The sequence below is a fragment of the Xanthomonas sp. CFBP 8443 genome, from assembly GCF_025666195.1.
GTDB lineage: Bacteria > Pseudomonadota > Gammaproteobacteria > Xanthomonadales > Xanthomonadaceae > Xanthomonas_A.
The window spans coordinates 4106820-4132834 of record NZ_CP102592.1 but is presented as its reverse complement, the minus strand read 5'-3'; the positions used below and the strand labels follow the sequence as shown (position 1 = coordinate 4132834).

General features: G+C 71.1%; 18 protein-coding genes and 1 riboswitch. Of the genes, 10 read left to right on the top strand and 8 right to left on the bottom strand.

The genetic code is table 11. From position 1 onward, the window contains the following. Positions 1-71 precede the first annotated feature (71 nt). The 5 genes from NUG20_RS17285 to ilvC all read right to left on the bottom strand — a co-directional run bounded on the left by NUG20_RS17285 (position 72) and on the right by ilvC (position 5925). On the bottom strand, positions 72-1631 hold the full coding sequence (locus NUG20_RS17285; RefSeq protein ID WP_263395656.1) for a 2-isopropylmalate synthase: 1560 nt from the start codon (positions 1629-1631) through the stop codon (positions 72-74). Continuing rightward, positions 1628-2734 carry a threonine dehydratase gene (locus NUG20_RS17280; RefSeq protein ID WP_263395655.1) on the bottom strand — a complete coding sequence of 369 codons (1107 nt, stop codon included), beginning with the start codon at positions 2732-2734 and terminating at the stop codon, positions 1628-1630. Before NUG20_RS17280 ends, NUG20_RS17285 begins: the two co-directional genes overlap by 4 nt. 186 nt (positions 2735-2920) lie before the next feature. Further along, the gene (locus tag NUG20_RS17275; protein WP_263395654.1) at positions 2921-3169 is read right to left on the bottom strand and encodes an ACT domain-containing protein; all 249 of its coding nucleotides are present in this window, start codon (positions 3167-3169) and stop codon (positions 2921-2923) included. Next, the gene (gene ilvG, locus NUG20_RS17270; protein ID WP_263395653.1) at positions 3153-4874 is read right to left on the bottom strand and encodes an acetolactate synthase 2 catalytic subunit; all 1722 of its coding nucleotides are present in this window, start codon (positions 4872-4874) and stop codon (positions 3153-3155) included. Before ilvG ends, NUG20_RS17275 begins: the two co-directional genes overlap by 17 nt. A gap of 43 nt (positions 4875-4917) precedes the next feature. Beyond that, a complete protein-coding gene (ilvC, locus tag NUG20_RS17265; protein ID WP_263395652.1) occupies positions 4918-5925 on the bottom strand; it encodes a ketol-acid reductoisomerase in 1008 nt (335 codons plus the stop codon). Positions 5926-6453: 528 nt separating this feature from the next. Between ilvC and NUG20_RS17260 the strand changes: the two genes are divergently transcribed. The 4 genes from NUG20_RS17260 to NUG20_RS17245 all read left to right on the top strand — a co-directional run bounded on the left by NUG20_RS17260 (position 6454) and on the right by NUG20_RS17245 (position 12185). Then, a complete protein-coding gene (locus NUG20_RS17260) occupies positions 6454-7086 on the top strand; it encodes an ECF-type sigma factor (protein WP_263395651.1) in 633 nt (210 codons plus the stop codon). Continuing rightward, complete coding sequence (locus NUG20_RS17255; protein ID WP_263395650.1) at positions 7083-9824, top strand: serine/threonine-protein kinase; 2742 nt, start codon at positions 7083-7085, stop codon at positions 9822-9824. Before NUG20_RS17260 ends, NUG20_RS17255 begins: the two co-directional genes overlap by 4 nt. A 371-nt stretch (positions 9825-10195) precedes the next feature. Continuing rightward, a complete protein-coding gene (locus NUG20_RS17250; RefSeq protein ID WP_263395649.1) occupies positions 10196-11173 on the top strand; it encodes an AraC family transcriptional regulator in 978 nt (325 codons plus the stop codon). A 175-nt stretch (positions 11174-11348) separates the two neighbouring features. Beyond that, positions 11349-12185 (top strand): AfsR/SARP family transcriptional regulator, encoded by an 837-nt coding sequence (locus NUG20_RS17245; RefSeq protein WP_263395648.1) that lies wholly within the window; start codon positions 11349-11351, stop codon positions 12183-12185. Between the two features lie 231 nt (positions 12186-12416). Here the strand turns inward: NUG20_RS17245 and NUG20_RS17240 are convergent, their stop codons facing one another. Next, entirely contained in the window at positions 12417-12734 is a 318-nt protein-coding gene (locus NUG20_RS17240) for a hypothetical protein (protein WP_263395647.1), read from the bottom strand. A gap of 270 nt (positions 12735-13004) precedes the next feature. Here NUG20_RS17240 and ggt point away from each other — a divergent pair, with 270 nt between their 5' ends. After that, on the top strand, positions 13005-14720 hold the full coding sequence (gene ggt / locus NUG20_RS17235) for a gamma-glutamyltransferase (protein ID WP_263395646.1): 1716 nt from the start codon (positions 13005-13007) through the stop codon (positions 14718-14720). Between the two features lie 10 nt (positions 14721-14730). Here ggt and NUG20_RS17230 read toward each other — a convergent pair whose 3' ends face one another. Next, on the bottom strand, positions 14731-16308 hold the full coding sequence (locus NUG20_RS17230) for a BCCT family transporter (protein ID WP_263395645.1): 1578 nt from the start codon (positions 16306-16308) through the stop codon (positions 14731-14733). 466 nt (positions 16309-16774) lie between these two features. On the opposite strand from NUG20_RS17230, the gene NUG20_RS17225 reads away from it, so the two are divergent. Then, the gene (locus NUG20_RS17225; RefSeq protein ID WP_263395644.1) at positions 16775-18625 is read left to right on the top strand and encodes a methyl-accepting chemotaxis protein; all 1851 of its coding nucleotides are present in this window, start codon (positions 16775-16777) and stop codon (positions 18623-18625) included. 195 nt (positions 18626-18820) lie between these two features. On the opposite strand, the gene NUG20_RS17220 is transcribed toward NUG20_RS17225, so the two are convergent. Next, complete coding sequence (locus NUG20_RS17220) at positions 18821-19432, bottom strand: hypothetical protein (protein ID WP_263395643.1); 612 nt, start codon at positions 19430-19432, stop codon at positions 18821-18823. A gap of 140 nt (positions 19433-19572) precedes the next feature. Next, positions 19573-19677, top strand: a riboswitch (TPP riboswitch). Positions 19678-19757: 80 nt separating this feature from the next. Here NUG20_RS17220 and thiC point away from each other — a divergent pair. From thiC to NUG20_RS17200, 4 genes are all read left to right on the top strand, one after another. Beyond that, positions 19758-21635, top strand: a complete 1878-nt coding sequence (gene thiC, locus NUG20_RS17215; RefSeq protein ID WP_263395642.1) for a phosphomethylpyrimidine synthase ThiC — start codon at positions 19758-19760, stop codon at positions 21633-21635. 66 nt (positions 21636-21701) lie between these two features. Further along, positions 21702-22367 carry an ion channel gene (locus NUG20_RS17210; protein WP_263395641.1) on the top strand — a complete coding sequence of 222 codons (666 nt, stop codon included), beginning with the start codon at positions 21702-21704 and terminating at the stop codon, positions 22365-22367. Positions 22368-22624: 257 nt separating this feature from the next. Further along, positions 22625-24955 carry a winged helix-turn-helix domain-containing protein gene (locus NUG20_RS17205; RefSeq protein ID WP_263395640.1) on the top strand — a complete coding sequence of 777 codons (2331 nt, stop codon included), beginning with the start codon at positions 22625-22627 and terminating at the stop codon, positions 24953-24955. A 121-nt stretch (positions 24956-25076) separates the two neighbouring features. Further along, positions 25077-25973, top strand: coding sequence for a helix-turn-helix transcriptional regulator (locus tag NUG20_RS17200; protein ID WP_263395639.1), 897 nt, complete (start codon positions 25077-25079; stop codon positions 25971-25973). Positions 25974-26015 lie beyond the last annotated feature (42 nt).

Genomic DNA, 26015 nt, shown 5'->3' with positions numbered 1-26015 from the left:
CCTGGCAGGGACGCTGGGCGAGGGTGGGAACGGAGCAGGGTGCATGGCGACGATGACGGGGGCGTGGCCGCTCAGGCGGCCGCCGTCGCGGCGCCGGCGTGCGCGCCCTGGCGCTGGCGCAGCACGCGGTTGGCCACGTCCAGCCAGGCCAACGCGCTGGCCTCGATGATGTCGCGGCTGGTGCCGGTGCCGTCGTACTCGACTTCGCCGTGGCGCACGCTGAGGTTGGCCTCGCCGCGCGCATCGGCGCCGATGCCGACGCTGTGCACCTGGTAGCTGTCCAGGGTCAGCTGCACGCCGGTGGCGGCGGCGAGCGCGGCGAACAGCGCATCCACCGGGCCATCGCCTTCGGCGCGCTCGGTGACCCGCTGGCCGTCCGGATCGGACAGCTCGACCTGCGCGCTGGCGCGCTGGCCGCGGTCGCTGACGGTCATCGACGCGAGCCGGTAGCCCTGGCTTTCCGGCGCGTCCTGCATCATCGCCTGCAGGTCGGCGTCGTTGACCACGCGCTGCTGCTCGCACAGCGCCTTGAACGCCTCGAACGCCAGGTTCAGTTCGGCTTCCTCCAGCACGTAGCCCAGCGCGCGCAGGCGCTGCTCGACCGCGGCGCGGCCGCTGTGGCGGCCCAGCACCATCTGCGAGGACTCCCAACCCACGTCTTCCGGACGCATGATCTCGTAGGTGCCGCGGTGGCGCAGCATGCCGTGCTGGTGGATGCCCGATTCGTGGGCGAAGGCGTTGCCGCCGACGATCGCCTTGTTGCGCTGCACCGGCATGCCGACCAGCCGCTGCAGCAGCTGCGAGCTGGCGACGATGCGTTGGGTGTTGATCGCGGTGTCGATCTCGTAGAACGCGTTGCGCACCTTCAGCGCCATCGCGATCTCTTCCAGCGCGCAGTTGCCGGCGCGCTCGCCGATGCCGTTGATGGTGCATTCCACCTGCCGCGCGCCGCCTTCCACCGCGGCCAGCGAGTTGGCCACGGCCAGGCCCAGGTCGTTGTGGCAATGGGTGCTGAAGATCACCCGCTCGGCGCCGGGCACGCTGGCGATCAGCCGCGCGAACATGCCGCGGATCTCTTCGGGTGTGGTGAAGCCGACCGTGTCGGGCAGGTTGATGGTGGTGGCGCCGGCGGCGATCGCCACTGCGGCGACCTCGGCCAGGAAATCCTCCTCGGTGCGGGTGGCGTCCTCGGCCGAGAATTCCACGTCGTCCACGTACTGGCGCGCCAGCGAGACGTGCTTGCGTACCGATTCCAGCACCTGCTCGCGGCTCATCCGCAGCTTGTGCTCGCGGTGCAGCGGGCTGGTCGACAGGAACACGTGCAGGCGCGGCTTGGCCGCCGCTTCCAGCGCGCGCGCCGAGATTTCGATGTCGGTGGCCAGGCAGCGCGACAGCACCGCCAGGGTCGGCTCGCGCAATTCGCGGCCGATCAGCGCCATCGCCTCGCGGTCGGACTGCGAACTGGCCGGGAAGCCGGTCTCGATGATGTCCACGCCCAGCTCGGCCAGGGCGCGCGCCATGACCAGCTTCTGCGGCGGGGTCATGCTGCAGCCGGGGGATTGCTCGCCGTCGCGCAGGGTGGTGTCGAAAATGCGGATGCGGGGGGTCTGGGAAGAAGACGAAGTGTTCACCAGATGGTTTCCTCTACGGCGGCGGTGGCTGGCGGATGGGGGGGCGTGGGCATGGGACGGCGTGGAGCGGGCGGAGCGGCGGCGAGCTGGCTGCGAAGTCGCTCGGTGTTGCGGCGGCGCGGCTTGCGCGGCGTGCGCGGACGCACCTCCGACAGCAGCGTCGCCAGCACGCCGGCGTCGATGTTGCCGCCGGACACCACCGCGCACTTGCGCTTGCCGGAGACGCGGCGGCCGGCGGCCAGCGCCAGCGCGCCGGCGCCCTCGGCGATGACGTGCTCCTCCAGCGCCAGGCGCACCAGCGTCTCGCGCAGTTCCGCCTCGCGCACGATCACCACGTCGTCGAGCAGGCTGGCGCACAGCCGGCGGGTGATGAATCCGGGGATTTTAACCTTGACGCCGTCGGCCAGGGTGGGCACCGGGTCCACGGCGCGGATATCGCCGCGGATCGCCCGCGCCATCGAATCCACGCCTTCGACCTGCGCACCGACGATGCGCACGCCCTGCGAGCGCAGCGCCAGGGCCACGCCGGCGGCCAGGCCGCCGCCGCCGATCGGCACGATCACCACGTCCGGCGCATGCGCGGCCAGCTCGATGCCGACCGTGCCCTGGCCGGCGATCACGTCCGGGTCGTCGAACGCGGACAGGAAGCGGTAGCCGTTCTGCTCGGCCAGCTCGCGGGCGAAGGCGAAGGCCTCGTCGTAGCTGTTGCCGTGCTGGCGCACGGTGGCGCCCCAGTGCGCGACGCCGGCGATCTTGGTCTGCGGCGCGCCGTGCGGCATCACCGTGATCGCCTGCACGCCCAGCCGGTGCGCGGCCCAGGCCACGCCCTGCGCATGGTTGCCGGCCGAGGCGCAGATGATCGTGCGCTCGTCGCCGCGCTCCAGCCCGGCCAGCAGCGCGTTCAGCGCGCCGCGCACCTTGTAGGATCCGGTGCGCTGCAGATTCTCCAGCTTCAGCCACACGCCGAAGCGCTCGGCGTAGTGCACCGGCGTCGGCGGCAGGTAACGGCGCAGCCGCGCCTGCGCGGCCAGCACGTCGGCGACGCTGACCGCTACGTCGCCTACGTCCGGTTCCTGCGAGGCGGGGCGGTCGGGGTCAGGCATGGGGCGGCCGCGGGACCGGGGACCGGGGACCGGGGACCCGGAAAAGCGGGTTGGCGCGAAGAAGCGATCTCCATGGAAGAAGGCCCCTCCGCGGGCGAGCGGAAGCTTGCGGACGGCGCGCGACGCACGAGGCGCCGGCAATGCCCATCCCGGGTCCCCGGTCCCCGGTCCCTGGTCCCGTGCGCGTCACGGCGCCCCATCCAACGCGGTCACCCGCACCGACTCGCAGTCGTACACCTTCTCCATCTGCAGGCGCAGGCTTTCGCCCGGGCGGTTGCCGTCGACCACCATCTGCAGGTGCCAGCGGCCGGCGTCGTCGGCCACCGGCGCGCCGGTGATCGACAGCGGCGCGAAGCCGCGCCGCTCGGCCATGCCGATCGCGCGCAGCAGCGCGCCTTCGGCCGGCTTCAGCACCAGGTCAAGCTGGTATCGCATGGGGGGTCTCCTGGCGCTGGGTCGCGGGATTGCTTTCCAGCATGGTGCTGTTGGCGGTGTTCGGCGGCACCAGCGGCCACACGTTGGCGCGCGCGTCGATGGCCACGTGCAGCAGCGCCGGGCCCGGCTGCGCCAGCAGTTCGGCCAGCCCGTCCTCGACCTGGCCGCGCGCGGTGATGCGCTTGGCCGGGATGCCGAACACCTGCGCCAGCGCGGCGAAATCCGGGTTGTCGGACAGGTCGATCTCGCTGTAGCGCTCGGCGAAGAACAGTTCCTGCCACTGCCGCACCATGCCCAACGAACTGTTGTCCAGCAGCACGATCTTCACCGGCAGCTTGCAGCGCGCGATGGTGACCAGCTCCTGCACGTTCATCATGAAGCTGCCGTCGCCGCTGACCAGCACCACGGTGCGGTCCGGGCAGGCGAACTGCGCGCCCATCGCCGCCGGCAGGCCGAAGCCCATCGTGCCCAGCGCGCCGCTGGTCAGGTGGTTGCGCGGATGGTTGAAGCGGCAATGTTGCGCGACCCACATCTGGTGCTGGCCGACGTCGCAGGCGATGATGGTGTCGGCCGGGGCCAGCTCGCTCAGCCGCTTCAGCAGGCCGGGCGCGTAGATGTCATCGCCCGGCGCGTCGTAGCGGGCGCCGAACTTCTCGCGATGGCCGACGCAGCGCGCGTGCCAGGCCTCGCAGGTGCTGGTGGCCGTGCACAGGGTGCGCAGCGCTTCGGCCACGTCGCCGGGCACCGCGATGTCGGCATGGCGCAGCTTGGAGATCTCGCAGGCGTCGGCATCCAGGTGGATGACCCGCGCGAACGGGGCGAACTCGGCCAGCTTGCCGGTGGCGCGGTCGTCGAAACGGGCGCCGACCACGATCAGCAGGTCCGATTCCTGCACCGCCATGTTGGCGGCGCGGGTGCCGTGCATGCCGAGCATGCCCAGGTAGTGCGGATGCCCGTGCGGCAACGCGCCCAGCCCGCGCAGGGTCAGCACGGTGGGGATGCGGGTGCTGTCGACGAACTGGCGGAACGCGTCCACCGCGTCGGCCAGGGCGATGCCGCCGCCGCCGTAGATGACCGGCTTCTCGGCGCCGGCGATCGCCGCCAGCGCTTCGGCCAGGGCCTCGGCGTGCGGCGACGGCGGCACCGGCACCGCGGCCGGCACGTGGTCGGGCAGGTGCGAGGCGTCGCCCAGCTGCACGTCCTTGGGCAGGTCGATCAGCACCGGCCCCGGACGCCCTTCGCGGGCGATGCGGAACGCGTCGCGCAGCACCTGCGGCAGGTCGTCCACGCGGCGCACCAGGAAGCTGTGCTTGACGATCGGCAGGGTCAGCCCGAACACGTCCAGTTCCTGGAACGCGTCGGTGCCCAGCAGCGGCGTGGCGACCTGCCCGGTCAGGCAGATCATCGGCACCGAGTCCAGCATCGCGTCGGCGATGCCCGTGACCAGGTTGGAGGCGCCCGGGCCGGAAGTGGCGACGCAGACCCCGACCCGGCCGCTGGCGCGGGCGTAGCCGTTGGCGGCCAGTGCCGCGCCCTGCTCGTGGCGGACCAGGATGTGCTTGAGCTGGCTGTCTACCAGCGCGTCGTAGAACGGCATGATGGTGCCGCCCGGATAGCCGAACAGCGTGTCCACGCCTTCGGCTTCCAGGGCCTGCGTCAGCCAGCGCGCGCCGTTGCGGGGCGTGCCGTGAGCGGAGGAGTTCATACGGTGGCGACCTTTCGGTGAAAGCGGGTGGGGGAGCCGCGGATTACGCGGCTTGCTGGCCGGTGGCCGGCTTGGCGGCAGCCGCCTCGCCGTTCAACCAGACCATCTTGGCGCGCAGCTGCTTGCCGACCACTTCGATCGGGTGCTCCAGGTCGGCCTGCTTGAACTTGGTGTAGTTGGGCAGGCCGGCTTCGTATTCGGCGACCCAGTTCTTGGTGAAGGTGCCGTTCTGGATGTCGGTCAGCACGTCGCGCATGCGCTCCTTGGTGGCCGCGTCGATGACCCGCGGGCCGCTGACGTAGTCGCCGTACTGCGCGGTCTCGGAAACGAACTCGAGCATGCGGGTGATGCCGCCTTCGTAGAACAGGTCCACGATCAGCTTCAGTTCGTGCAGCACTTCGTAGTAGGCGATTTCCGGCTGGTAGCCGGCTTCCACCAGCACTTCGAAACCGGCCTGGACCAGCGACGAGGCGCCGCCGCACAGCACCGCCTGCTCGCCGAACAGGTCGGTCTCGGTCTCTTCCTTGAAGGTGGTCTTGATCAGGTTGGCGCGCGCACCGCCCAGGCCGGCGGCGTACTCAAGCGCGAACTGTTCGGCCTTGCCGCTCTTGTCCTGGTACACCGCCCAGATGCACGGCACGCCGCGGCCGATCTCGTACTCGCGGCGCACCAGCGCGCCCGGGCCCTTCGGCGCGACCAGCACCACGTCCAGGTCGGCGCGCGGCTTGATCATGTCGAAATGCACGTTCAGGCCGTGCGCGAACAGCAGGCAGGCGCCCTGCTTCATGTTCGGCGCCAGCACCTCGTCGTACAGCGTCTTCTGCACCATGTCCGGGGTCAGCACCGCGACCAGGTCGGCGTCCTTGACCGCCTCGGCGGGGCTCTTGACCACGAAGCCGTCGGCCTGCGCCTTGGCTTCGGTCGGGCCGCCCGCGCGCAGGCCGACAGTGACGTCGAAGCCGGACTCGCGCAGGTTCAGCGCGTGCGCGCGGCCCTGGCTGCCGTAGCCGACGATGGCGATCTTGGTGGTGGGCTGGGCGGAACTGGTCATGGGGCGGATTTCCTCGGGACGGTGTGGGTAGGAAGGGGTTTGCGTTTCGCGGTTACTAAAATGAAAAACCCCGCGCCGTTGCCGGTGCGGGGTCTGATCGAATCCAGGCTGCTTGTCGCTTACACGCCGGTTCGTCCCGCACTTGTGGGCGAGGTAATAAGCACGAGTACGAGGAGCGACGCGGCGGCGTCCGCGCGCAGCGCGGCGGGCAGGCGGGTCGGCTTCGGGCTGGTGTGGCGATGCAACATGCAGCGAGATAAACATGGGCTTTGCGGCACTGTCAACCCCGTCGCCGATGCGCGCTGGCGAATGTGCCGAAAGCCGCACCAGGACAGCATCGTTACGCCTGAAACGGTGCTCCGGTGCGGTGCATGCGCGGCCGATTGCGCGGAATATCGGCGGCGTTCGCTCCTCCCTGGGGTATGCCATCCGGCGTCAACAGGCGGTCGCGATCCTGCGGTAATCTGGCGCCGCTCCTGCCATGCGGTCGTCGGCAGGCCGCCCTTTCCCGTTCGACGAATCCGGCGCATGCACTCCGAACCTCTTCCCGTGGCTGTCGCGCGCAAGGCCTCCGCGTCGGCGGTGGCCGACAGCGAGCAGGTCACCCGCCTGCTGCAGCGCTGGCGCGGCGGCGACGCCCAGGCCGAGGCGCAGTTGCTGGAGCTGGTCTATGCCGCGCTGCGCGACATGGCCGCCGCGCGCATGGCCGCGCGCCACGACGATGCCTTGCTGCAGCCGACCGCACTGGTCCACGAGGCCTTGCTGCGCATGCTCGACGCCAACGTGGAATACCGCGACCGCGTGCATTTCTTCGCCCTGGCCTCGTTGAAGATGCGCGCGGTGCTGGTCGACTACGCGCGCGCCAACCTGGCCGCCAAGCGCGGCGGCGGGGCGATGATGATGACCCTGTCGCATGCCGACCACGACGGCGCCGCGGCCAGCGAGGAATACCAGGTGCTGGCCCTGCACCAGTCGCTGCAGCGCTTCGCCGGGTTCGATCCGCGCGCGGCGCATGCGGTGGAGCTGGCCTATTTCGGCGGCATGACCCATGACGAGATCGCCTGCCTGCTGGAGGTGTCGGTGCCGACCGTCGAGCGCGACCTGCGCATCGCCCGCGCCTGGCTCAAGCGCGAACTCAGCGCCGAACCGGGCCGCCCATGAGCGAACGCTGGCAACAGGTGCGGCACTTGTTCGAAGCGGTCTGCGACCTGCCGCCGCCGCAGTGGCAGCCGACCCTGGAGCGGCTCAGCCACGATCCGGCGCTGGTGCAGGAGGTGCTGGACCTGCTCGCCGCGCAGACCGTGCAGCTGCAGCAACTGGCCGAGCCGTTGCGGGCGCTGGCCGGGCGCATGGCGGCGCCGGAACTGGGGGTGGGCGACCGGCTCGGCCCGTGGCGGCTGACCCGCTTCCTGGCCAGCGGCGGCATGGGCAGCGTGTTCGTCGCCGAGCGCGCGGACGAGCAGTACCAGCGGCAGGTGGCGGTGAAACTGCTGCGCGGCCTGCCCGACGCGCTGACCGCGCAGCGGCTGGCCGCCGAACGGCAGATCCTGGCGAGCCTGCAGCATCCCAACATCGCGCGCCTGTACGACGGCGGCGCCACCCCGGGCGGGCAGCCGTACCTGGTGATGGAGTACGTCGACGGCGTCGCCCTGGACCGCTACCTGCAGGCGCAGGCGCTGGACCTGCCGGCGCGGCTGCAGTTGTTCCTGCGCATCTGCCGCGCGGTGCAGGCGGCGCACCAGCGCCTGGTGCTGCACTGCGACCTGAAGCCGGGCAACGTGCTGGTCCGCGCCGACGGCGAGCCAGTGCTGCTGGACTTCGGCATCGCCCGGCTGCAGGACGCGGCCGACGGCGCCGAGCGCGGGCGCTTCTGCACGCCGCCCTACGCCAGCCCGGAGCTGCTGGCCGGGCAGCCGGTGGGCGTGGCCGGCGACGTCTACAGCCTGGGCGTGATGCTGGTGGAAGTGTTGGCCGGGCAACGCCTGCCGGCGCAGACCAGCGCCGGCGCCTGCCCGCGCCCCAGCGCGCTGACGCAGTTGCCGGCGCTGCGCCGGAAACTGCGCGGCGATCTGGACGCGATCGCGGCCAAGGCCTGCGCGGTGGATCCGGCGCAGCGCTATGCCAATGTCGCCGACCTCGCCGCCGATCTGCAGCGCTATCTCGGCCGTTATCCGGTGCACGCGCGCCGCGGCGGACGCCGCTATGCGCTGTCGCGGCTGTTGCGCCGGCGCTGGAAGGAGAGCGCGGCGGTCGCGGCGATGCTGCTGCTCAGCGGCGGCTTCATGTGGCGGCTGCTCGATACGCGCGCGCAGGCGCAGCGCGAAGCGGCGATCGCGCAGCAGGTGAGCCAATTCCTGACCGCCGCGTTCGATGCCGCCGATCCGCGCAAGCGCGGCGCCCGCGGCACCGAGACCATCAGCGCGCGGCAGGTGCTGGACAGCTGCGCGATGCAGTTGGACCAGGGACTGGCGCAGTCGCCGGCGGTGCGCGCGCGGCTGCGCGCGACGCTGGGCCTGGCCTACATGAATCTCGGCCAGGAAGAACGCGCCGAGGCGATGCTGCGCCAGGCGGCGACCGAACTGCAGAGCGCGCAGGTCGACGAGCCCGCGCTGGCGGCGGCGGCGTGGAGCGATCTGGCGACGCTGCTGGCCAATGGCGAACGCGGCGACGATGCGCAGGCGGCGGGCCGGCAGGCGCTGGCGCTGGCCACGCGCAGCGGCGATCTCGATGCGCTGGCCAAGGCGACCAATGCGCTGGGGCTGGGCCTGCACCGCGCCGCGCGCTACGCCGAGGCGCAGGCCATGCTGCAACGCTCGCTGGCGCTGCGCCGGCAGCCCGGGGTCAAGGTCGATGGCGGCGTGGCCACCGTGCTGCACAACCTTGGCCTGGTGTTCAAGGCGCAGGGCCAGTACGCCCAGGCCGAGCAGTGGTTTCGCCAGGCCCTGGCGATGAAGCGGCGCGAGTACGGCACGCGCAGCGTCGACTATCTCACCAGCGCCGATGCGCTGGCGCAGTCGCTGGCCGAACAGGGCGCGCTTGGCGCGGCCGCGGCGCAGCTGGCGCAGAACCTGGAGCTGGCGCGCGCGCTGTACGGCGAGCGCAGCGAGCAGGTCGCCAGCGCGGAGAACGAACTGGCCTCGGTGCAGCAGGATGCCGGCGACTACGCCGCCGCGCGCAGCCACTACGCGCGCGCGCTGGCGCTGTTGCCCGGGCTGGGACTGGAGGGCAGCGTCGACCACGCGCGTTACCTCAACAACCTGGCCACGCTGGAAGAATCGCGCGGCGCGCTGGCCACGGCCGAAGCCCTGTACCGGCAGTCGTGGCAGATCCGGCGCCAGCGTCTGGGCGCGGACAATCCGATGACGCTCAACGCCGAAGGCAACCTCGGCCGCATGCTGATGCGCCAGGATCGCCTGGCGGAAGCCGAGCCGCTGCTGACGCGCGCCGCCGACGGCATGGCGCGGCTGTACGCGGCCGATCATCCACGGCGGCTGATCCAGGGCATGACCCGGATCGAATGGTCGATGCGCCGCGGCGACCTGGCGCGCGCGCGGCGCGAACTGGACGCGCTGCAACCGGCGTCGGGATGGCCGTCGCCGCAACTGCAGCGACGCCGCGACGCGCTCGCCGCGGAGCTGGCGCAGCGCGCCGGCGACGTGGCGCAGGCGGTACGCGACTGGCAGCGGCTGGTGCAGGCCAACCAGACCGAACTGGGTGCGGACGCGGTGCCGACGGCGATGTCGCGGGTCGCGCTGGCCGAGGCCCTGCTCGCCGCCGGGCGCCATGGCGAGGCGCAGGTGCAACTGCGGCAGGCGCAGCCGGTGCTGACCGCGCAGCTGGCGCCGGAGGCCGACGCGCTGCGTCGCCTGCTCGCCGGCCAGGCGCTGGCGTCGCGCTAGGCGGTTTCGCTGCGCTTCCACTGGTGAGCGCTGCAAGAACGCTGCCTCGATGCGCGCAACCAACGCCTTTCCACTATTGGCCGATCGAGTTCGCGCCACCGCGCTAAAGCAGCCTTGGCCGGGGTCGGCCATGAGCCGCGACGCAGGTGATCGGCGACCTTCCACCGGACCGTCGGCTGAAGCGCCAGTGCATGCGATGCCTGCGCAGATTCCATGGGTGCCGCTTCCTGTGACCGGTTGCGCGCAAGGTGAGGGATCACCGTTCCAGGCGCGGCAAGCGCGCGGCGGCATTGCATCGCGATGGCCCGTCGCCGGCAGGTGCGGGCGTACCGCGCAGCGACGACAATATCCGCCCCTGCCGGAGCCTGCCGATGGATCGTACCGACGAACAACCGCCTGCCGCGCCCGACGAGGCCGCCAGCGCCGAACGCATCGCCTATGAGTGGAGCCTGCTCGGCGATCCGCCGCCGGCCGCGGCGCCGCACCTGCAGCGCAAGGCGCCGTTGCCGACGCTGCTGGACGACGCGCGCATCGCCGCCGCATTGCGGCTGATGGAGCGCAACCCGGCCGGGCCGCTGTCGCTGGATGCAATCGCCGGCCACGTCGGGCTGAGCCCGTTCCATTTCCAGCGCACGTTCCTCGAGGCCATGGGCGAGACCCCGAGCGCCTACCTGCGCCGGGTGCGCCTGGACCGCGCGGCGATGAACCTGGCGATGAGCAACACGCCCGTGCTGGACATCGCGCTGACCTGCGGCTACGCCAGCCACGAGGCCTTCATCCGCGCGTTCCAGCGCCAGTTCGGATTGGTGCCCAGCCAGTACCGCGCCTTCGCGCGGCAGGTGTCGGTCGGCCCGGCGCCGGGCGACGCCGAACGCGCCGCACAGGCGCGCGTGGCCCGGCACGGCGGCCAGCGCCTGCTGGCGCTGCGCTTCTTCGGCCCGTGGACCGAGGTGGAGGACTATTGGCGCCGCTTCGCCGAGGTCCTGCGCGGGATCGGCGTCGACCCGGACGCGTGCCAGGCGGTCGGCGTGATCAAGGACACGCCCGAGATCACCCCGGCACCGATGCTGCGCTACGACTGCGCGATCGTGGACACCGGCATCGATGCGGGCGGCAGCGCGCTGACCGCGATCGACTTCGAACCCGGGCGCTACGTGTCGCTGCGCCACCAGGGCGCCTACAAGGAGCTGTTCCACAGCTACCGCGCGTTGAGCTTCGCCTGGCTGCACGGCGCCGGCGAGACCTTCGCCGCCGACGCCAACGGCGGCTACCAATTCTTCCGCCAGCCGCCATGGCGCCCGCGCGATGGCCGCCACGACCTGGACGTGGTGCTGCCGCTGCAGGGCTGACCGCCGCACCGCAAGAGCGATCAAGCGGCGCCCCTGCCGCCTGGGCATAGTCGCTGCCGAACCCCGGGGCCGCACTGCGACGCGGGGCGGGATGCCGGTCACGGTTCGTGCCGGTGGGCAGCGCGGGCGACGGCGCATCACGGCAAAGGGGGGCGGCATGGATCGGCCACACCGAATGGGCCACGACACGGACAGCGCGCCCGGCGCGCTGTGGATGCCGGACGGCGCGTCGACCGTGGACGATGCCGCCGACGTCCCGGCGATCCGCCTGCTCGGCGAGCCGGCGCTGGGCGGCGCGCAGGCGGTGGACCTGCGCTATCGCAAGAGCTGGGCGTTGCTGGCCTACCTAGCGTTGCAGCGACGCGCGCATCGGCGCGCGGCGCTGGCCTGCCTGTTGTGGCCGACGCTGCCCGAGCCTGCGGCGCTGACCAACCTGCGCCAGGTGGTCGGCGACCTGCGCCGCGCGCTGCGCGCGATCGATCGCGAAGCGTGGCTGCGGTGCACGCGCGCCACGCTGTCGCTGGACCCGTGCGCCCACTGCGACATCGATGCGCTGCAAGCGGGCAGCGCCGGCGATGCCGGCGGCATGCTGCTGGAGGGCATCGAACTGGACGACTGCAGCGAGTTCCAGGCCTGGCTGCAGGCGGCGCGCGCGCAGTGCGCGGCGTATTCGGCATGTTGGCTGGAACGCCGCCGCGACGCGCTGCTGGCCGCCGGGCAGCCGCGCCCGGCCATCGGCCTGGCGCGGCGTCTGGCGGCACTGGACCTGTGCAACGAACGCTATGCGCGCGGGCTGATGCGTACGCTGGCCAGTGCCGGCGCGCCCGAGCTGGCATGGCTGGAATTCGAGCAGTTGCAGCGCCGGCTGCGCCGCGAACTGGACGTGGCACCGGCGACCGATACCGCGCTTCTGGCCGCGGCCCTGCGCGCGGCATCGTGCCGCCAGGCTGAGCGCTTGCGCGCAACGGCAGACAAGGCTGTTCCGTCGCCAACCCGGCAGGCGACGCGCTAGCAGGCGCCACACTTGTGCGGCGACTTCAGTCGCGACACGCGCAGTCGCGACACGCGCGACCGGCCGACGGCGGCGCCCGCTGGCTGGATGCCATCCACAACCTCTCGATATTCCGCCGACCGCAAGCGTTCGGGCGGGGAACGCTGCGGCGTCTTCGCGCGAGCGGAAGGCGGCGCAGGCATCGCATCGCCGGAATGGGCCGGCAAGATCGACGCTTGGCCGCGCGCGTGCTCATGCGGCGCCGCCGGCAGCGGGGCCGTCGCGATCGGTGCCGTGCGTGCGCAGGCAGCGCGCGGCACTGGCCGCGCCGCGGCAATCGGCCGGCACGGCCTCGGTCGCGGGGACGGCATGGGTCGCGCGCGCGACCGGTGCCAGCAACAGGTCGCGCACATCGGCGCTGCACAGAGGCAGGCCGCTGATGCCGCCGAGCGGCCGTGCCGCGGCAGCGGTCGGGCGTGCCGGCGAGGCGAGCCCGGCGTCGGCGGGCGCCACCGCGGCGGGCAGCAGCATCGCGGCGCCGAGCGCGATGCGTCGAAAGGGGTGGAGCATGGCCGGGTGATCCGCATGACGGACCCGCGCCGGATGACGCGGGTACGCATGCGGCAGGCATGCGCGATGCAGGGATAGGCCCGCGCCGTAACCGCCACGTAAGCCGCGCGTAAGCGCTGCGTAAGCATGTCCGGCAGGCACCGCCGGTGCCGGTCGCGATGCCGATCCGGCGTCGTATCGTGTCCGGCATCGCCACCGCCGATGCATCGCCGCTGCAGGACGCGGCCGCGTCGGGTAGGGTGGCGCGGTATCCACCGAGGGGAGTTGCGCATGTCCATTCCGACGATCCGCCTGGCGCTGCTGTGCGCCGCGCTCGCCGTGCCGCCGTCGCTGCACGCGGCCGACCGCATCACCGGGCAGCCGTTCGCCACGCGTTCGGAAGTGATCGCGCCGCACGCGATGGCCGCCACCTCGCAGCCGCTGGCCACGCAGATCGCGCTGGACACGATGCAGGCGGGCGGTTCGGCGGTGGACGCGGCGATCGCCGCCAACGCTGCGCTCGGCCTGATGGAGCCGACCGGCAACGGCGTCGGTGGCGACCTATTCGCGATCGTGTGGGATCCGAAGACGCGCAAGCTGTACGGCTACAACGGCTCGGGCCGCTCGCCCAAGTCGCTGACCCTGGCCGAGTTCCAGCGCCGCGGACTGAAGGACATTCCGCCGACCGGGCCGTTGCCGGTGTCGGTACCGGGCGCGGTGGACGGCTGGTTCGCGCTGCACGAGCGCTTCGGCCGCAGGCCGATGGCGCAGAACCTGGCGCCGGCGATCCGCTACGCGCGCGAAGGCCACCCGGTCGCCGAGACCATCGCCTATTACTGGGACCGCTCGGTGCCGCGGCTGTCGCAGTATCCCGGCTTCAAGGAGCAGTTCACCATCGACGGCCATGCGCCGCGCAAGGGCGAGCTGTGGAAGAACCCGAACCTGGCCGACACCTTGCAGCAGATCGCCGATGGCGGCCGCGACGCGTTCTACAAAGGCAAGATCGCGCGCACCATCGACGCCTATTTCAAGGCCAACGGCGGCTTCCTCAGCTACGAGGACCTGGCCAGCCACCGCGGCGAATGGGTCGAGCCGGTCAGCACCAACTACCGCGGCTACGACGTGTGGGAGCTGCCGCCCAACAGCCAGGGCATCGCCGCGCTGCAGATGCTCAACATCCTGGAGGGCTACGATTTCTCCAAGATCGCGTTCGGCTCGGCCGAGCACATCCATCTGTTCGCCGAGGCCAAGAAGCTGGCCTTCGCCGACCGCGCGCGCTTCTATGCCGATCCGGCGTTCCAGCCGGCGCCGCTGGCCAGGCTGCTCTCCAAGGACTACGCCACGCAGCGCCGCGCGCTGATCTCGATGGACAAGGCCTTGAAGGAAGTGCAGCCGGGCACGCCTAAGCAGCTGGAAGAGGGCGACACCATCTACCTGACCGTGGCCGATGCCGACGGCATGATGGTGTCGCTGATCCAGTCCAACTACCGCGGCATGGGCAGCGGCATGGCGCCGCCGGGACTGGGCTTCATCCTGCAGGACCGCGGCGAGATGTTCGTGCTGAAGAAGGATCATCCCAACGGCTACGCGCCGGGCAAGCGCCCGTTCCAGACCATCATCCCGGCGTTCGTGACCAAGGACGGCAAGCCGTGGCTGAGCTTCGGGGTGATGGGCGGGGCGATGCAGCCGCAGGGCCACGTGCAGATCGTGATGAACCTGGTCGATTTCCACATGAACCTGCAGGAAGCCGGCGATGCGCCGCGCATCCAGCACGAAGGCTCCACCGAGCCGACTGGGCAGGCCGCGGCGATGCGCGATGGCGGCGAGCTCAACCTGGAGACGGGCTTCTCCTACGACACGATCCGCGCGCTGATGCGCAAGGGCCACCGCGTGATCTTCGCCGACGGCCCGTACGGCGGCTACCAGGCGATCGCCCGCGATCCGGCCAGCGGCGTGTACTACGGCGCCTCGGAAAGCCGCAAGGACGGCCAGGCCGCCGGCTACTGAGCCGGCGCGCTCACTCCTGCGCTTGCGCGCGTTCCGCCTCCCCGCGCGTCTGTTCCTGCGCCGCCTGTTCGCGCGCGATCCATGCCTCGATCATGTGCCGGGTACGCTGCGCGCGGCGGCGTTCGCGGGTGTGCTCGGCGTCCAGCACGCGGTAGAGCGAAACGATCACCAGCACCATCAGCACCGCGAACGGCAGCGCGGCGATGGTGATCATGCCCTGCAGCGCGTCCAGGCCTCCGGCCAGCAACAGCACCGCCGCGATCAGCGCCACCGCCACGCCCCACACCAGCTTGCGCGCCAGCGGCGGGTCGCCGGCCTCGTCGGTGGACATGCTGGCCAGCACCAGCACCGCCGAGTCGGCCGAACTGACGAAGAAGATCGTCAGCAACAGCAACGCCACGCTGGACAGCAGCAGTGAACCGGGCAGGCTGTCGAACAGGGTGAACAGCACCGTCTCGTAGCCGTTGCCCAGCGCCTGCAGCATGTCGACGTGGCCGAACAGCTGCGCCCACAGCGCAGCGCCGCCGAACACCGAGAACCACACGAAGCCGAGCAGGGTCGGGGCCAGCACCACGCCCACCACGAACTCGCGGATGCTGCGTCCGCGCGAGACGCGGGCGATGAACGCACCGACGAACGGCGCCCAGGCGATCCACCATGCCCAGTAGAAAATGGTCCACTCCGCCACCCACTTGCTGCCGGAGAACGGCGACATGCGCAGGCTCATCGTCACCAGCTGGTTGAGATAGGAGCCCAGCGTGGTGGTGAAGGCGTCGAAGATGAAGCCGGTCGGCCCCAGTACCAGCACCGCGGTCAGCAGCAGCGCGGCCAGCGCCAGGTTGAAGTTGGACAGCCACTTGATGCCGCGCTCCACGCCGCTGGCGGTGGAGGCCATGTACAGCACGAAGGCCACGGCGATGATGCCCATCTGCACGGGGATGCTCGCCTGCACGCCGAACACGCGCTGCAGGCCGGCGGCGATCTGGATCGTGCCGAAGCCCAGCGTGGTGGCCACGCCGATCGCGGTGGCCACCACCGCGGCGATGTTCACGGCGTGGCCGAACCAGCCGCGGTGGTGGCGGCCGATGACCGGCTGCAGCATGTCGCTGACCAGCCCGCGGCCGTTGCGGTTGTACTGGAACCAGGCCATCGCCAGGCCAATCAGCGCATAGATCGCCCAGGGATGCAGGCCCCAGTGGAAGAACGCGTAGCGCATCGCCGCGCGCGCGGCCTGCATGCTTTCCGGCGGCAAGCCTTCCGGCGGTTTGAGGAAATGCGAGATCGGCTCGGCCGCGCCCCAGAACACCAGGCCGATGCCCATGCCGGCGGCGAACAGCATCGACAGCCAGCTGGCGCGCGAGAAGTCCGGCTCGGCGTCCTCGCCGCCGATGCGCAGATGGCCGAAGCGGCCGAAGGCCAGATACAGCATGAAGGCCAGGGTCAGGAACACCACCAGCAGGTACATCCAGCCGGCGCCGCGGATGACCTGGGCCAGCGCCGCCTGCACCACGCCGTCGAACGGGCCGGGCGCGAGGCCGGCGATCAGCACCAGCAAGGCCACCAGCGCGATGGAAATACGGAACACCATGAAGGAGCGTCTCCGATCAAGAATCGAGAGAGGGAGCGCGCCGGCCTCGCAGCGATGCGCAGGCGCGAGCGGCACGCAGCGGTTGCCGGTCTGCAAGCGTTGCGGCGGCAGTGAAGGGCAGCGCAGGAACGAAGCAGGCAAGGGTACCGGGCGGATCGTCACGGCGCCGTTATGGCGCGATCCGCTGCGCATGGCGTGAGCGTGCTTCATGCCGCCCATGCAGAAGTACCGCCAGAGCACACCGCCGACCGACGCATCTCGGGCTGAACCTGGGAATCGCCACGACCTCCGCCGCCGTGCGCGTCCCCGGACGGTCTTCGCCGCCGCGAAGAGTGCGACAGACGGGAACGGGCGGGGCGGCGGCCGGCACCTGAACGAGCATGACGCCGGTCGCGCTTGCGCGCATGCCCTCAGGTTGCGCGGTGGCGGCCGATACCATGGCGTGGAATTCCTGGAGGGGAAGACGATGTCGTTGTTCACACGCAGTCCGGATGCTGATGCCGGACACGCCGCGGCCTTGCCGGATGCACCGGTGGCGCTGCTGCGGCTGGACCCGCAAGGGCGGATCGCCGCCGCCAATCGCGCCGCGCTGGACCTGCTCGGAGTGCCCGCGGACGGCTTGATCGGCGAACCCTGCGACGCGGTGTGGGGCCTGCCGCTGGCATCGCTGGCCGGCGCCGAAGGCAGCTGGCTGGCCTCGGCGGACGATCCGGCGCGGCGGGTGCGCTACCAGCGCGATCGCGACGGCGACGGCTGGCTGCTGTCGCTGCCGCATCCGGAGACCGCCGCGCTGCTGCGCGACGTGGCCCTGCTCGGCGCCGGGCAGGCGCAGGGCGCGACCAGTCCTGCGCTGCAGGCGCTGGCGCAGCGGCTGCAGGCCGGCGCCGAAGCGCAGGCGCTGCTGGAGCGCGTCGGCGAGCGCCTGACCGGCTGCGACCTGGACCTGGGCCTGAGCACGCCGCTGTCCGCGCAGGACACCGAGGCGATGGCCGGGCGGCGCCTGTCGGCCGGATTCGGCAACCTGGCCGAGGCGATCCGCCAGGCGGTGGCGCTGTCGCTGCAGATCGCCGCCGACGTGCCACACGTGGTCGCCGAGAACGAGGAACTGGCGCAGCAATCGCAGACCCAGATGGAGGCGTTGCAGACCGTGGTGGCGACCACCCGGCGGCTGCTGCAGGGCCTGCAGGAGATGGACCAGGAACTGCGCGTGGTGATCGCGGTGGCGGCCAGCGCCGACGACAGCGCGCGCCAGGGCGTGGAGGCGGCGCGCACGCTGGGCCAGGCGATGCGCGAAGTGGAGCGGCGTTCGGCGCGCGCCACCGAGGTCATCGAGGTGATCGACGCGGTCGCCTTCCAGACCAACATCCTCTCCATCAACGCCAGCATCGAGGCGGTGCATGCCGGTGCCGCCGGGCGCGGCTTCGCCGTGGTCGCCAGCGAGATCCGGCGCCTGGCCGAACGCGCCGCCGCCGCCGCGCGCGACGTGCGCACCATCATCGGCGAGACCGGCAGCGCCTTGAACGACAGCGCCGCCTCGGCGCAGCGCACCGAGCAGGTGCTCGGCGGCATCGGCCAGCTGCTGGGCCGCGCCAGCGCGGCGATGGAGACCGTGGCCACCCGCGTCGCCGCGCAGGGCGAGGAGATCGGCGGCATCGACCGCGCGGTCGAGCACGTGGTCGGGCTCAGTCGCAGCAATCTGGAGCATGTGGCGCAGGTGGTCGAGCGCAGCGCGGCGCTGGCCGCGGGCAGCGCCACGCTGCACGACTGCGTGGGCCTGTTCCGCTTGCCCACCGATCCGATGCAGCAGCCGCGCCACGCGCGCATTCGCGAACTGGCGACGGCGACCGCCGGCAGGATCGGGCAGGCGCTGGCCGAGGCGATCGCGCGCGGCCGCATCGGCGAGGAGGCGTTGTTCTCCACCGACTACACGCCGATCGCGGGCATCGATCCGCCCAAGTACCGCACCGCCTTCGACGCGCTGTGCGACGAACTGCTGCCGCCGTTGCAGGAACCGCTGCTGGCCGCGCATCCGTGGATCGTGTTCGCGATCTGCGCCACTGCGGACGGCTACGTGCCGACCCACAACCTGCGCTTCAGCCAGCCGCTGAGCGGCGACCGCGCCCGCGACCTGGTCGGCAACCGCACCAAGCGCATGTTCACCGACCGGGTCGGGCGCAGCGTCGGCCGCCACACCCAGCCCTATCTGCTGCAGGTGTACCGGCGCGACACCGGGCAGATCCTGTTCGACCTGTCGGTGCCGGTGTACGTGCGCGGCCGCCACTGGGGCGGCTTGCGCGTGGCCTACGTGCTGGAGTGAGCGCCGCGCGCGGACGCCGGACAAAAAAACGCCACCGGCATGACCGGTGGCAGGGAGAGAGAGTCGTCGTTCTTGTGGGGCCCAGGCTACGCCCGGCAGTTCGCCGTGATGTGCCGCAAGGCGCTGCGCGCGTGGCGGGGCTGACAAGAAGCGGACCCGGTTGTGCGCCGATTCAGCCGGCCGCCTCTCGCAGGCTCAACGCAGCGGCGAGCGGCCTTCCCAGAGTTCGCCGCAGACACTGTCGATGTCGAGCGCGTCGTCCTCCAGCACGGCCTCGACGAACGCCGCGCGCGCTTGCTGCGGAGTCATGCCGTCGCTGAAATCGCGCGCGATGCGTGCGTCCGCCGGCAGGCTCAGGACATTGGATACCGGCGCGACCAGGTCGGCCTCGAAACCGCCGACGAACGCGAAGGTATGCGCGTCTTCGAGCAACGCGCCCACCCGGGCGTGCCCGGCGCAGCCGAACATACGATCGCCGTAGGACAGGCCGACCAGGGTCTGGCAGTCCAGGTCGCCGAGCACGTAGATGCCGCCGTTGCCGATGACCGCGCGGGCACGCAGCCGCCCGGCGACGATCAGGCTGGCGATGTCGTTGACGAACAGGATGTCGCACTCCAGGTCGCCCAGCACCACCAGCACGTTCTCCTCGATCTCCAGCGCGCCATCGAGCAGCAACGGGCCGTCGCAGGCATCGAAGCCTTCCTCGCCGGCACGGAAGCGCAGCTGCTCCCAGCTCGGCGGGGTGCGTGCCTGGAGTTCGGCGGCCTCGCTGTCGCTCAAGGGGCGGCGTGCGATGGTGGAGGGCATGGTCGGTAGTGTCCGGTCGGGATTGGGGGCGCATCATGGCCGGCGGGTGTGGCTGCGTCCAGATCGGCGTCAGCGAAGCGGCCTGCGTTCGGCGCATGGCGGGACGGAGTTGGGACGCTGCGCGTTTCGTGCTCTAATCCGTGCCGAAGCGGGGGTACCTGCGGCCACACGGCCGGCGGGTTGAGACAGTCCCTTCGAACCTGACGCGGCTCATACCGCCGTAGGGAAGCTTCGCAGCCATGCCATGCGCCCGGGCTCCGTGCGCGCGGCGGGCATGCGCCGCCGCTTCGTCCCGCCCGCCAAGGGCTCGCACAGGACGAAGGCCATGAACGCAATCCCCTCCACGCTGATCCAGCAGGCCGAGCGGCTCTCCGAATCGGTGACGCGGCCGATCGCCGGCTCGCGCAAGATCCATGTCGAAGGCTCGCGCCCGGACCTGCGCGTACCGATGCGCGAGATCGTGCTGACCCGCACCCCGACCCTGTTCGGCGGCGAGGACAACCCGCCGGTCACCGTCTACGACACCTCCGGCCCGTACACCGATCCGCACGCGAGCATCGACCTGCGCGCCGGCCTGGCGCCGCTGCGCGCGCGCTGGATCGAAGAACGCGGCGACACCGCGGCGCTGGCGCAGCTCAGTTCCGATTTCGGCCGTGGCCGCGAGCACAACGCGCGGCTGGACGCGGTGCGCTTCCCGGCCCGGCGCCTGCCGCGGCGCGCGCTGGCCGGCGCCAACGTCACCCAGATGCACTACGCGCGGCGCGGCATCGTCACTCCGGAGATGGAGTTCGTCGCGATCCGCGAGAACCAGCGGCTGGAAGCGGTGCGCGACGCGCTGCTGCGCCAGCAGCATCCCGGCGAAGCCTTCGGCGCCAGCATCCAGCACGCGATCACGCCGGAGTTCGTGCGGCAGGAGATCGCCCGCGGCCGCGCCATCCTGCCCGCCAACATCAACCATCCGGAAAGCGAGCCGATGATCATCGGCCGCAATTTCCTGACCAAGATCAACGCCAACATCGGTAACAGCGCGGTGAGTTCGGGCATCGCCGAGGAAGTGGAGAAGCTGGTGTGGTCGATCCGCTGGGGCGGCGACACGGTGATGGACCTGTCCACCGGCAAGCATATCCACGAGACCCGCGAGTGGATCGTGCGCAACTCGCCGGTGCCGATCGGTACCGTGCCGATCTACCAGGCGCTGGAGAAGGTCGACGGCCGCGCCGAGGAACTGACCTGGGAGATCTTCCGCGACACGCTGATCGAGCAGGCCGAGCAGGGCGTGGACTACTTCACCATCCACGCCGGCGTGCTGCTGCGCTACGTGCCGCTGACCGCCAAGCGCGTCACCGGCATCGTCTCGCGCGGCGGCTCGATCCTGGCCAAGTGGTGCCTGGCGCATCACAAGGAGAACTTCCTCTACACCCACTTCGAGGACATCTGCGAGATCATGCAGGCCTACGACGTGGCCTTCTCGCTGGGTGACGGGCTGCGCCCGGGCTGCATCGCCGACGCCAACGACGCGGCGCAGTTCGGCGAACTGGAGACGTTGGGCGAGCTGACCAAGCTGGCCTGGAAGCACGACGTGCAGACCATGATCGAAGGCCCCGGCCACGTGCCGATGCAGCTGATCAAGGAGAACATGGACAAGCAGCTGCGCGAATGCGGCGAGGCGCCGTTCTACACGCTGGGGCCGCTGACCACCGACATCGCGCCCGGCTACGACCACATCACCTCGGCGATCGGCGCGGCGATGATCGGCTGGTTCGGCACCGCGATGCTGTGCTACGTGACGCCCAAGGAACACCTGGGCCTGCCCAACCGGCAGGACGTGCGCGACGGCATCATGGCCTACAAGATCGCCGCGCACGCCGCCGATCTGGCCAAGGGCCATCCCGGCGCGCAGGTGCGCGACAACGCGTTGAGCAAGGCGCGCTTCGAATTCCGCTGGGACGACCAGTTCCACCTGGGCCTGGATCCGGAGAAGGCCAAGGAGTTCCACGACGAGACCCTGCCCAAGGACGCGCACAAGCTGGCGCATTTCTGCTCGATGTGCGGGCCGCACTTCTGCTCGATGAAGATCACCCAGGACGTGCGCGACTACGCCGCCGAACACGGCGTCGGCGAGAGCGACGCGCTGCAGGCCGGCATGGCCGAGAAATCGGCGCAGTTCCTGGACGCCGGCGCCGAGGTCTATCGGCAGGGCTAGCGCCGCGTGCCGCCGTGGTGGCGTGCGCTTGTCTATGATGCGCGCACGTCACCTTCGGAATTCAGCATGCTCCGCTACGCGCTCGCCTTGCGCCGCCACCCGTCCGCGTTGCTGCTGGGCGTGCAATTGCTGGGATTGCTGCTGTATCCGCTGATGGAAGACACCGCGGCCGGGCGCGCCCTGTTCGGCGCGTTCGGCATCGTGGTGTTGGCGCTGGCGGTGTGGGTGGTCAACCGCAGCCCGTCGATGCTGTGGATCGCCTGGTGCCTGGCGGTGCCGTCGGTGGTGCTGTCGATCGCGGCGGCCATGCTCGACAGCGTGACACTCGGCGCATTCGCGCAGTTGCTGGAAAGCCTGTTGTACTTCTATACCGCGGTCAGCCTGATCGCCTACATGCTGCAGGACCACGAGGTCACCCGCGACGAACTGTATGCGGCCGGCGCGACCTTCACGCTGCTGGCATGGGCGTTCGCCTTCGCGTTCTCGGTGTGCCAGCAGTGGCTGCCCGGCAGCTTCACCGCCGCGGTGGACGCGTCCTCGCCCAGAACCTGGATGGAACTGCTGTACTTGAGCTTCAGCGTGCTGTCCGGAGTGGGCTTGAGCGATGTGGTGCCGGTGAAGCCGCTGGCGCGTTCGCTGGTCATGCTCGAACAGTTCGCCGGGGTGATGTACATCGCGCTGGTGGTGTCGCGGCTGATTGGGCTCACCATCACGCACAAACCGAAAGCCTGAATCGCAGCTAAAAAAAACGCGCCAAGTGGGCGCGTAATCTTGCAGCGTTTATGTGAGCGTCGTCGGCGGAGAGAGAGCCTGTAGTTGCTTCGCCGCGATTGGCGGCGGCAACGACTAGGGTAGAATTTGTCGGCGTCGCCACGCCTGGCTGCATTCGTCGCATTGGTTTGCCGAATCTGCCCGTTGGCGCCACATGGCGCCTCCGCGCCGTGACGTGGTTCCCACCCCATCGCAGATCGTCGTTGCCTTAGTCGCGCATGTCCTCGCCATCCCCCGCCACCCCGCCGCTTCCCGACCGGATGCAGGTCGGCGACTGCCTGGTGCTGCTGTCGCTGCGCGAAGTGCATGCGCCGCGCGCGCGCCGGCCGCAGCGGCTCACGCCCAAGGCGATGGGCGTGCTGCGCGTGCTGCTGGCGCAACCGGGGCAGGTGGTGGAGCGCGAGACGCTGCTGGCCCAGGTGTGGCCGGACACGTTGCCGACCAACGATGTGGTGACCCAGGCCGTCACCCAGTTGCGCAAGGCCTTCGCCGCCGGCGCCAAGGACGACGCGCCGGCCTACATCGAGACCCTGGCCAAGACCGGCTATCGGCTGGTGGCGCCGGTGCAGGCGTTGCCGGAGGTGGAGGCGGACGCGCCTGCGCTGGCCGCTGCGGCGCTGGCCGACGGCGGACCCGCCGCCGCCGAGCCGCCTGCCGCCGCGTTGCCGCCGCCGGCCGTGGTGCCGCCTGCGCCACGCCCGCCGCCGCGCCGCGTGCAGGTGGCGCTGGCCGCCGTCGCCGGGGCCGGCGTGATGCTGCTGGCGATGCTGCTGTGGTGGCTGCCGCATGGTGTTGCGGATCCGGTCGACGGCGAGCAGGAGCGGGTGGTCGGCAGCCCGGAGCGGCCGTACCGGCTGATCACCACGATGCCGGGCTTCGAACTGGAGCCGGCCTTGTCGCCGGACGGCACCCAGGTGGTGTATGCCGCCGGGATCGAGGGTCGCGGCGGCACGCAACTGCTGGTACAGGCGACCGGCCGTGCCGCCGGCAGCGCGCCGCCGCGTCCGCTGCTGGTGCCGGGCACGGGCTATTCCGACCGCCTGCCGGCCTGGTCGCCGGACGGCGGCCGCATCGCCTTCGCCCGGCTCGGACCGGACGGCCAGTGCCAGGTGATGGTGGCGGCCGCCGATGGGCATCGCGCGGCGCGCCCGGCGGTGCGCTGCGACGGCACCGAGCTGCTCAGCTTCGCCTGGACCCCGGACGGGCGCGGGCTGCTGTTCGGCAGCATGACCGGGCGCCAACCCGGCCGCGGGATCCGCGTGCTCGACCTGGCCAGCGGCCGCTGGCGCGCGCTGTCCTACACGGTCGCCGCCGGCGAGTTCGACTACATGCCGCGCTATTCCCCCGACGGGCAGTGGATCGCGTTCGTGCGCAACCCGCAGATGGGCGGCCTGTGGCGGATCCCAGCCGCGGGTGGCCGCGCCGAGCCGCTGACCCGCGAGTTCGCCGAGATCCGTGGTTGGGACTGGACCCAGGACGGCCGCGGCATCGTGTTCGGACGCCGGGTCGACAGCGAGACCCGCCTGTACCGGCTGGACACCGCCTCGCGGCGCCTGCGCGATCTGGACCTGGGCGACGCGCAGTCGCCGACCCTGTCGCGCGACGGCGGGCGCCTGGGCTTCGTGCACCGGCGCCCGCAGTTCGCGCTGTATCGCATCGCCGCCGGCGATGGCCGCGGCAAGCGCGACAGCCAGCGCCTGTTCGCCTCCACCGGGCGCGACGGCCAGCCGGTGATCGCGCCCGATGGTCGCCAGTTGGTCTTCACCTCCGACCGCTCCGGCAGCTACGCGCTGTGGTGGGGCGACGTGACCCGACCGCAATCGCTGCGCCTGATCGAAGGGCTGCGCCCTGAAAACCGGCAGCCGCCGGCGTGGTCGGCCGACAGCCAGTCGCTGCTGGTCAGCGGCCGCGACGCGCAGGGACGCTCGGTGATCTACGAAGTGCGGCCGCAGTCGGGCAGCGTCGTGCCCCTGCCGGTGCCGTCCGGCGAGCCGCTGCAGGCGCTGTACACCGCCGATCCGGCGCAGTTGCTGGTGCTGCTCGGCGAGAACGGGCGCACCCGCCTGCAGCTGTACGACCGGCGCAGCCTGCCGTGGCGGCGGCTGGCCGCGCTGGACGACGTCTCGCAGCTGCGCATGGATCCGCACGGCGGGCAGGTGCTGTTCACCCGAATGGCGCGCAGCGGCCTGTGGCGCGCCGATGCCGCGCTGAGCCCGGCCAGCGTGGCGGCGGTCGACACAGCGGTGCCGTCGCTGTGGCGCTACCGGACCTGGGCGATCGGCGCTGCCGGCGAGGTGCGCTATCTGTTCCCGACCGGCGAGTGCGCCAGCCGGCTGGCGCGGATCGGTGGCGGGCTCGGCGACAGCGTGTGCCTAGACCGCGACCGGCTCAGTTCGGTCAATGGCTTCAGCATCGATCCGCACAGCGGCGACGTGTATGCGTCGCTGGCGGTGGAGGATGGTAGCGACATCGGCTTCATGCGCATGCCCGAGAGCGCCGGCTGGTTTTCGGTGGTGACCTCCAAGTGGTTGCCGCACAAGGGAAAATGAGCATCGTAAGTTGTTCGTGACGGCTTCGTGCCGATTTCGGACAAACATCGCCACATCGTCCTGACCCTGCCGCCACATCCGGCAAGACTGCGCGCCGGTTCAAGCAAAGCGGGTGCGTCGGATGCGGCACGTGTTCATGGCCGATCGTGGGCAACAACGGATTCTGGACAACGAGGACGCGCCGAGCGGGTCGGCCTGCCTGGGCGCGGCGCGACTGGGCAGCCTGCAGGCCTCGGCTGCCGCGTTCACGGTGTGGATCCAGCTGCGCGGCAGCGCCTGGATCGAGGCCAAGGAAGGCCGCTTCGAACTGCGCCGCGGCCAGTGGCTGGCGTTCGAGCGCGATTCGCGGCCGCTGGTGCAGGCCGATCGCGATGGCCTGTGCATCGGCCTGAGCCTGGACGCCGATGCGTTGAAGGCGCTGGGACGCATGGCCGACGCGACCCTGTACACCGGCCGCGGCCTGCTGCCGGCGCGCGAGGCGCGGATCGCGCTGCGGCTGTGGCGGCAGGCCGCGGCGCGGCCGGGCGACGTGCTGGCGATGCGCCCGGTGCTGCTGCACCTGGCCTCGATGCAGGACGAGCTGTCGCACCGCGTGCAGCGGTGCCCGGGCCGTTCGCGGATACGCAAGCGCCAGGTGTTCGGGCGCATGCAGCGCGCGCATCTGTACCTGGAAGGGCACCGCGACCGCGTGGTGCGGATCAGCGAACTGGCCGAACTGACCAACTTCTCCAGCTGGTATCTGTCCAAGACCTTCCAGAGCCTGTATGAGGAAAGCCCGCAGGCGTTGTCGGCGCGGTTGCGGCTGGAACGCGCCGCGGATCTGCTGCGCGACACCACGATGATGATCGGCGAGGTCGCCGCGGCCAGCGGTTTCGACAACTGCTGCAGTTTCGCCCGCGCCTTCCGTGCGCGCTTCGGCGTCTCCGCTTCGCAATATCGACAAGAGACGGCGGTGCCGCCAGATTCGGCAAAGTCTGCGAACGGCCGCGGCAAAGCAGCCATGCTCACCGGAACGTAACGTGCCGAGGGCGCTTAACACGCCCCTAACGTTACCCTGGAG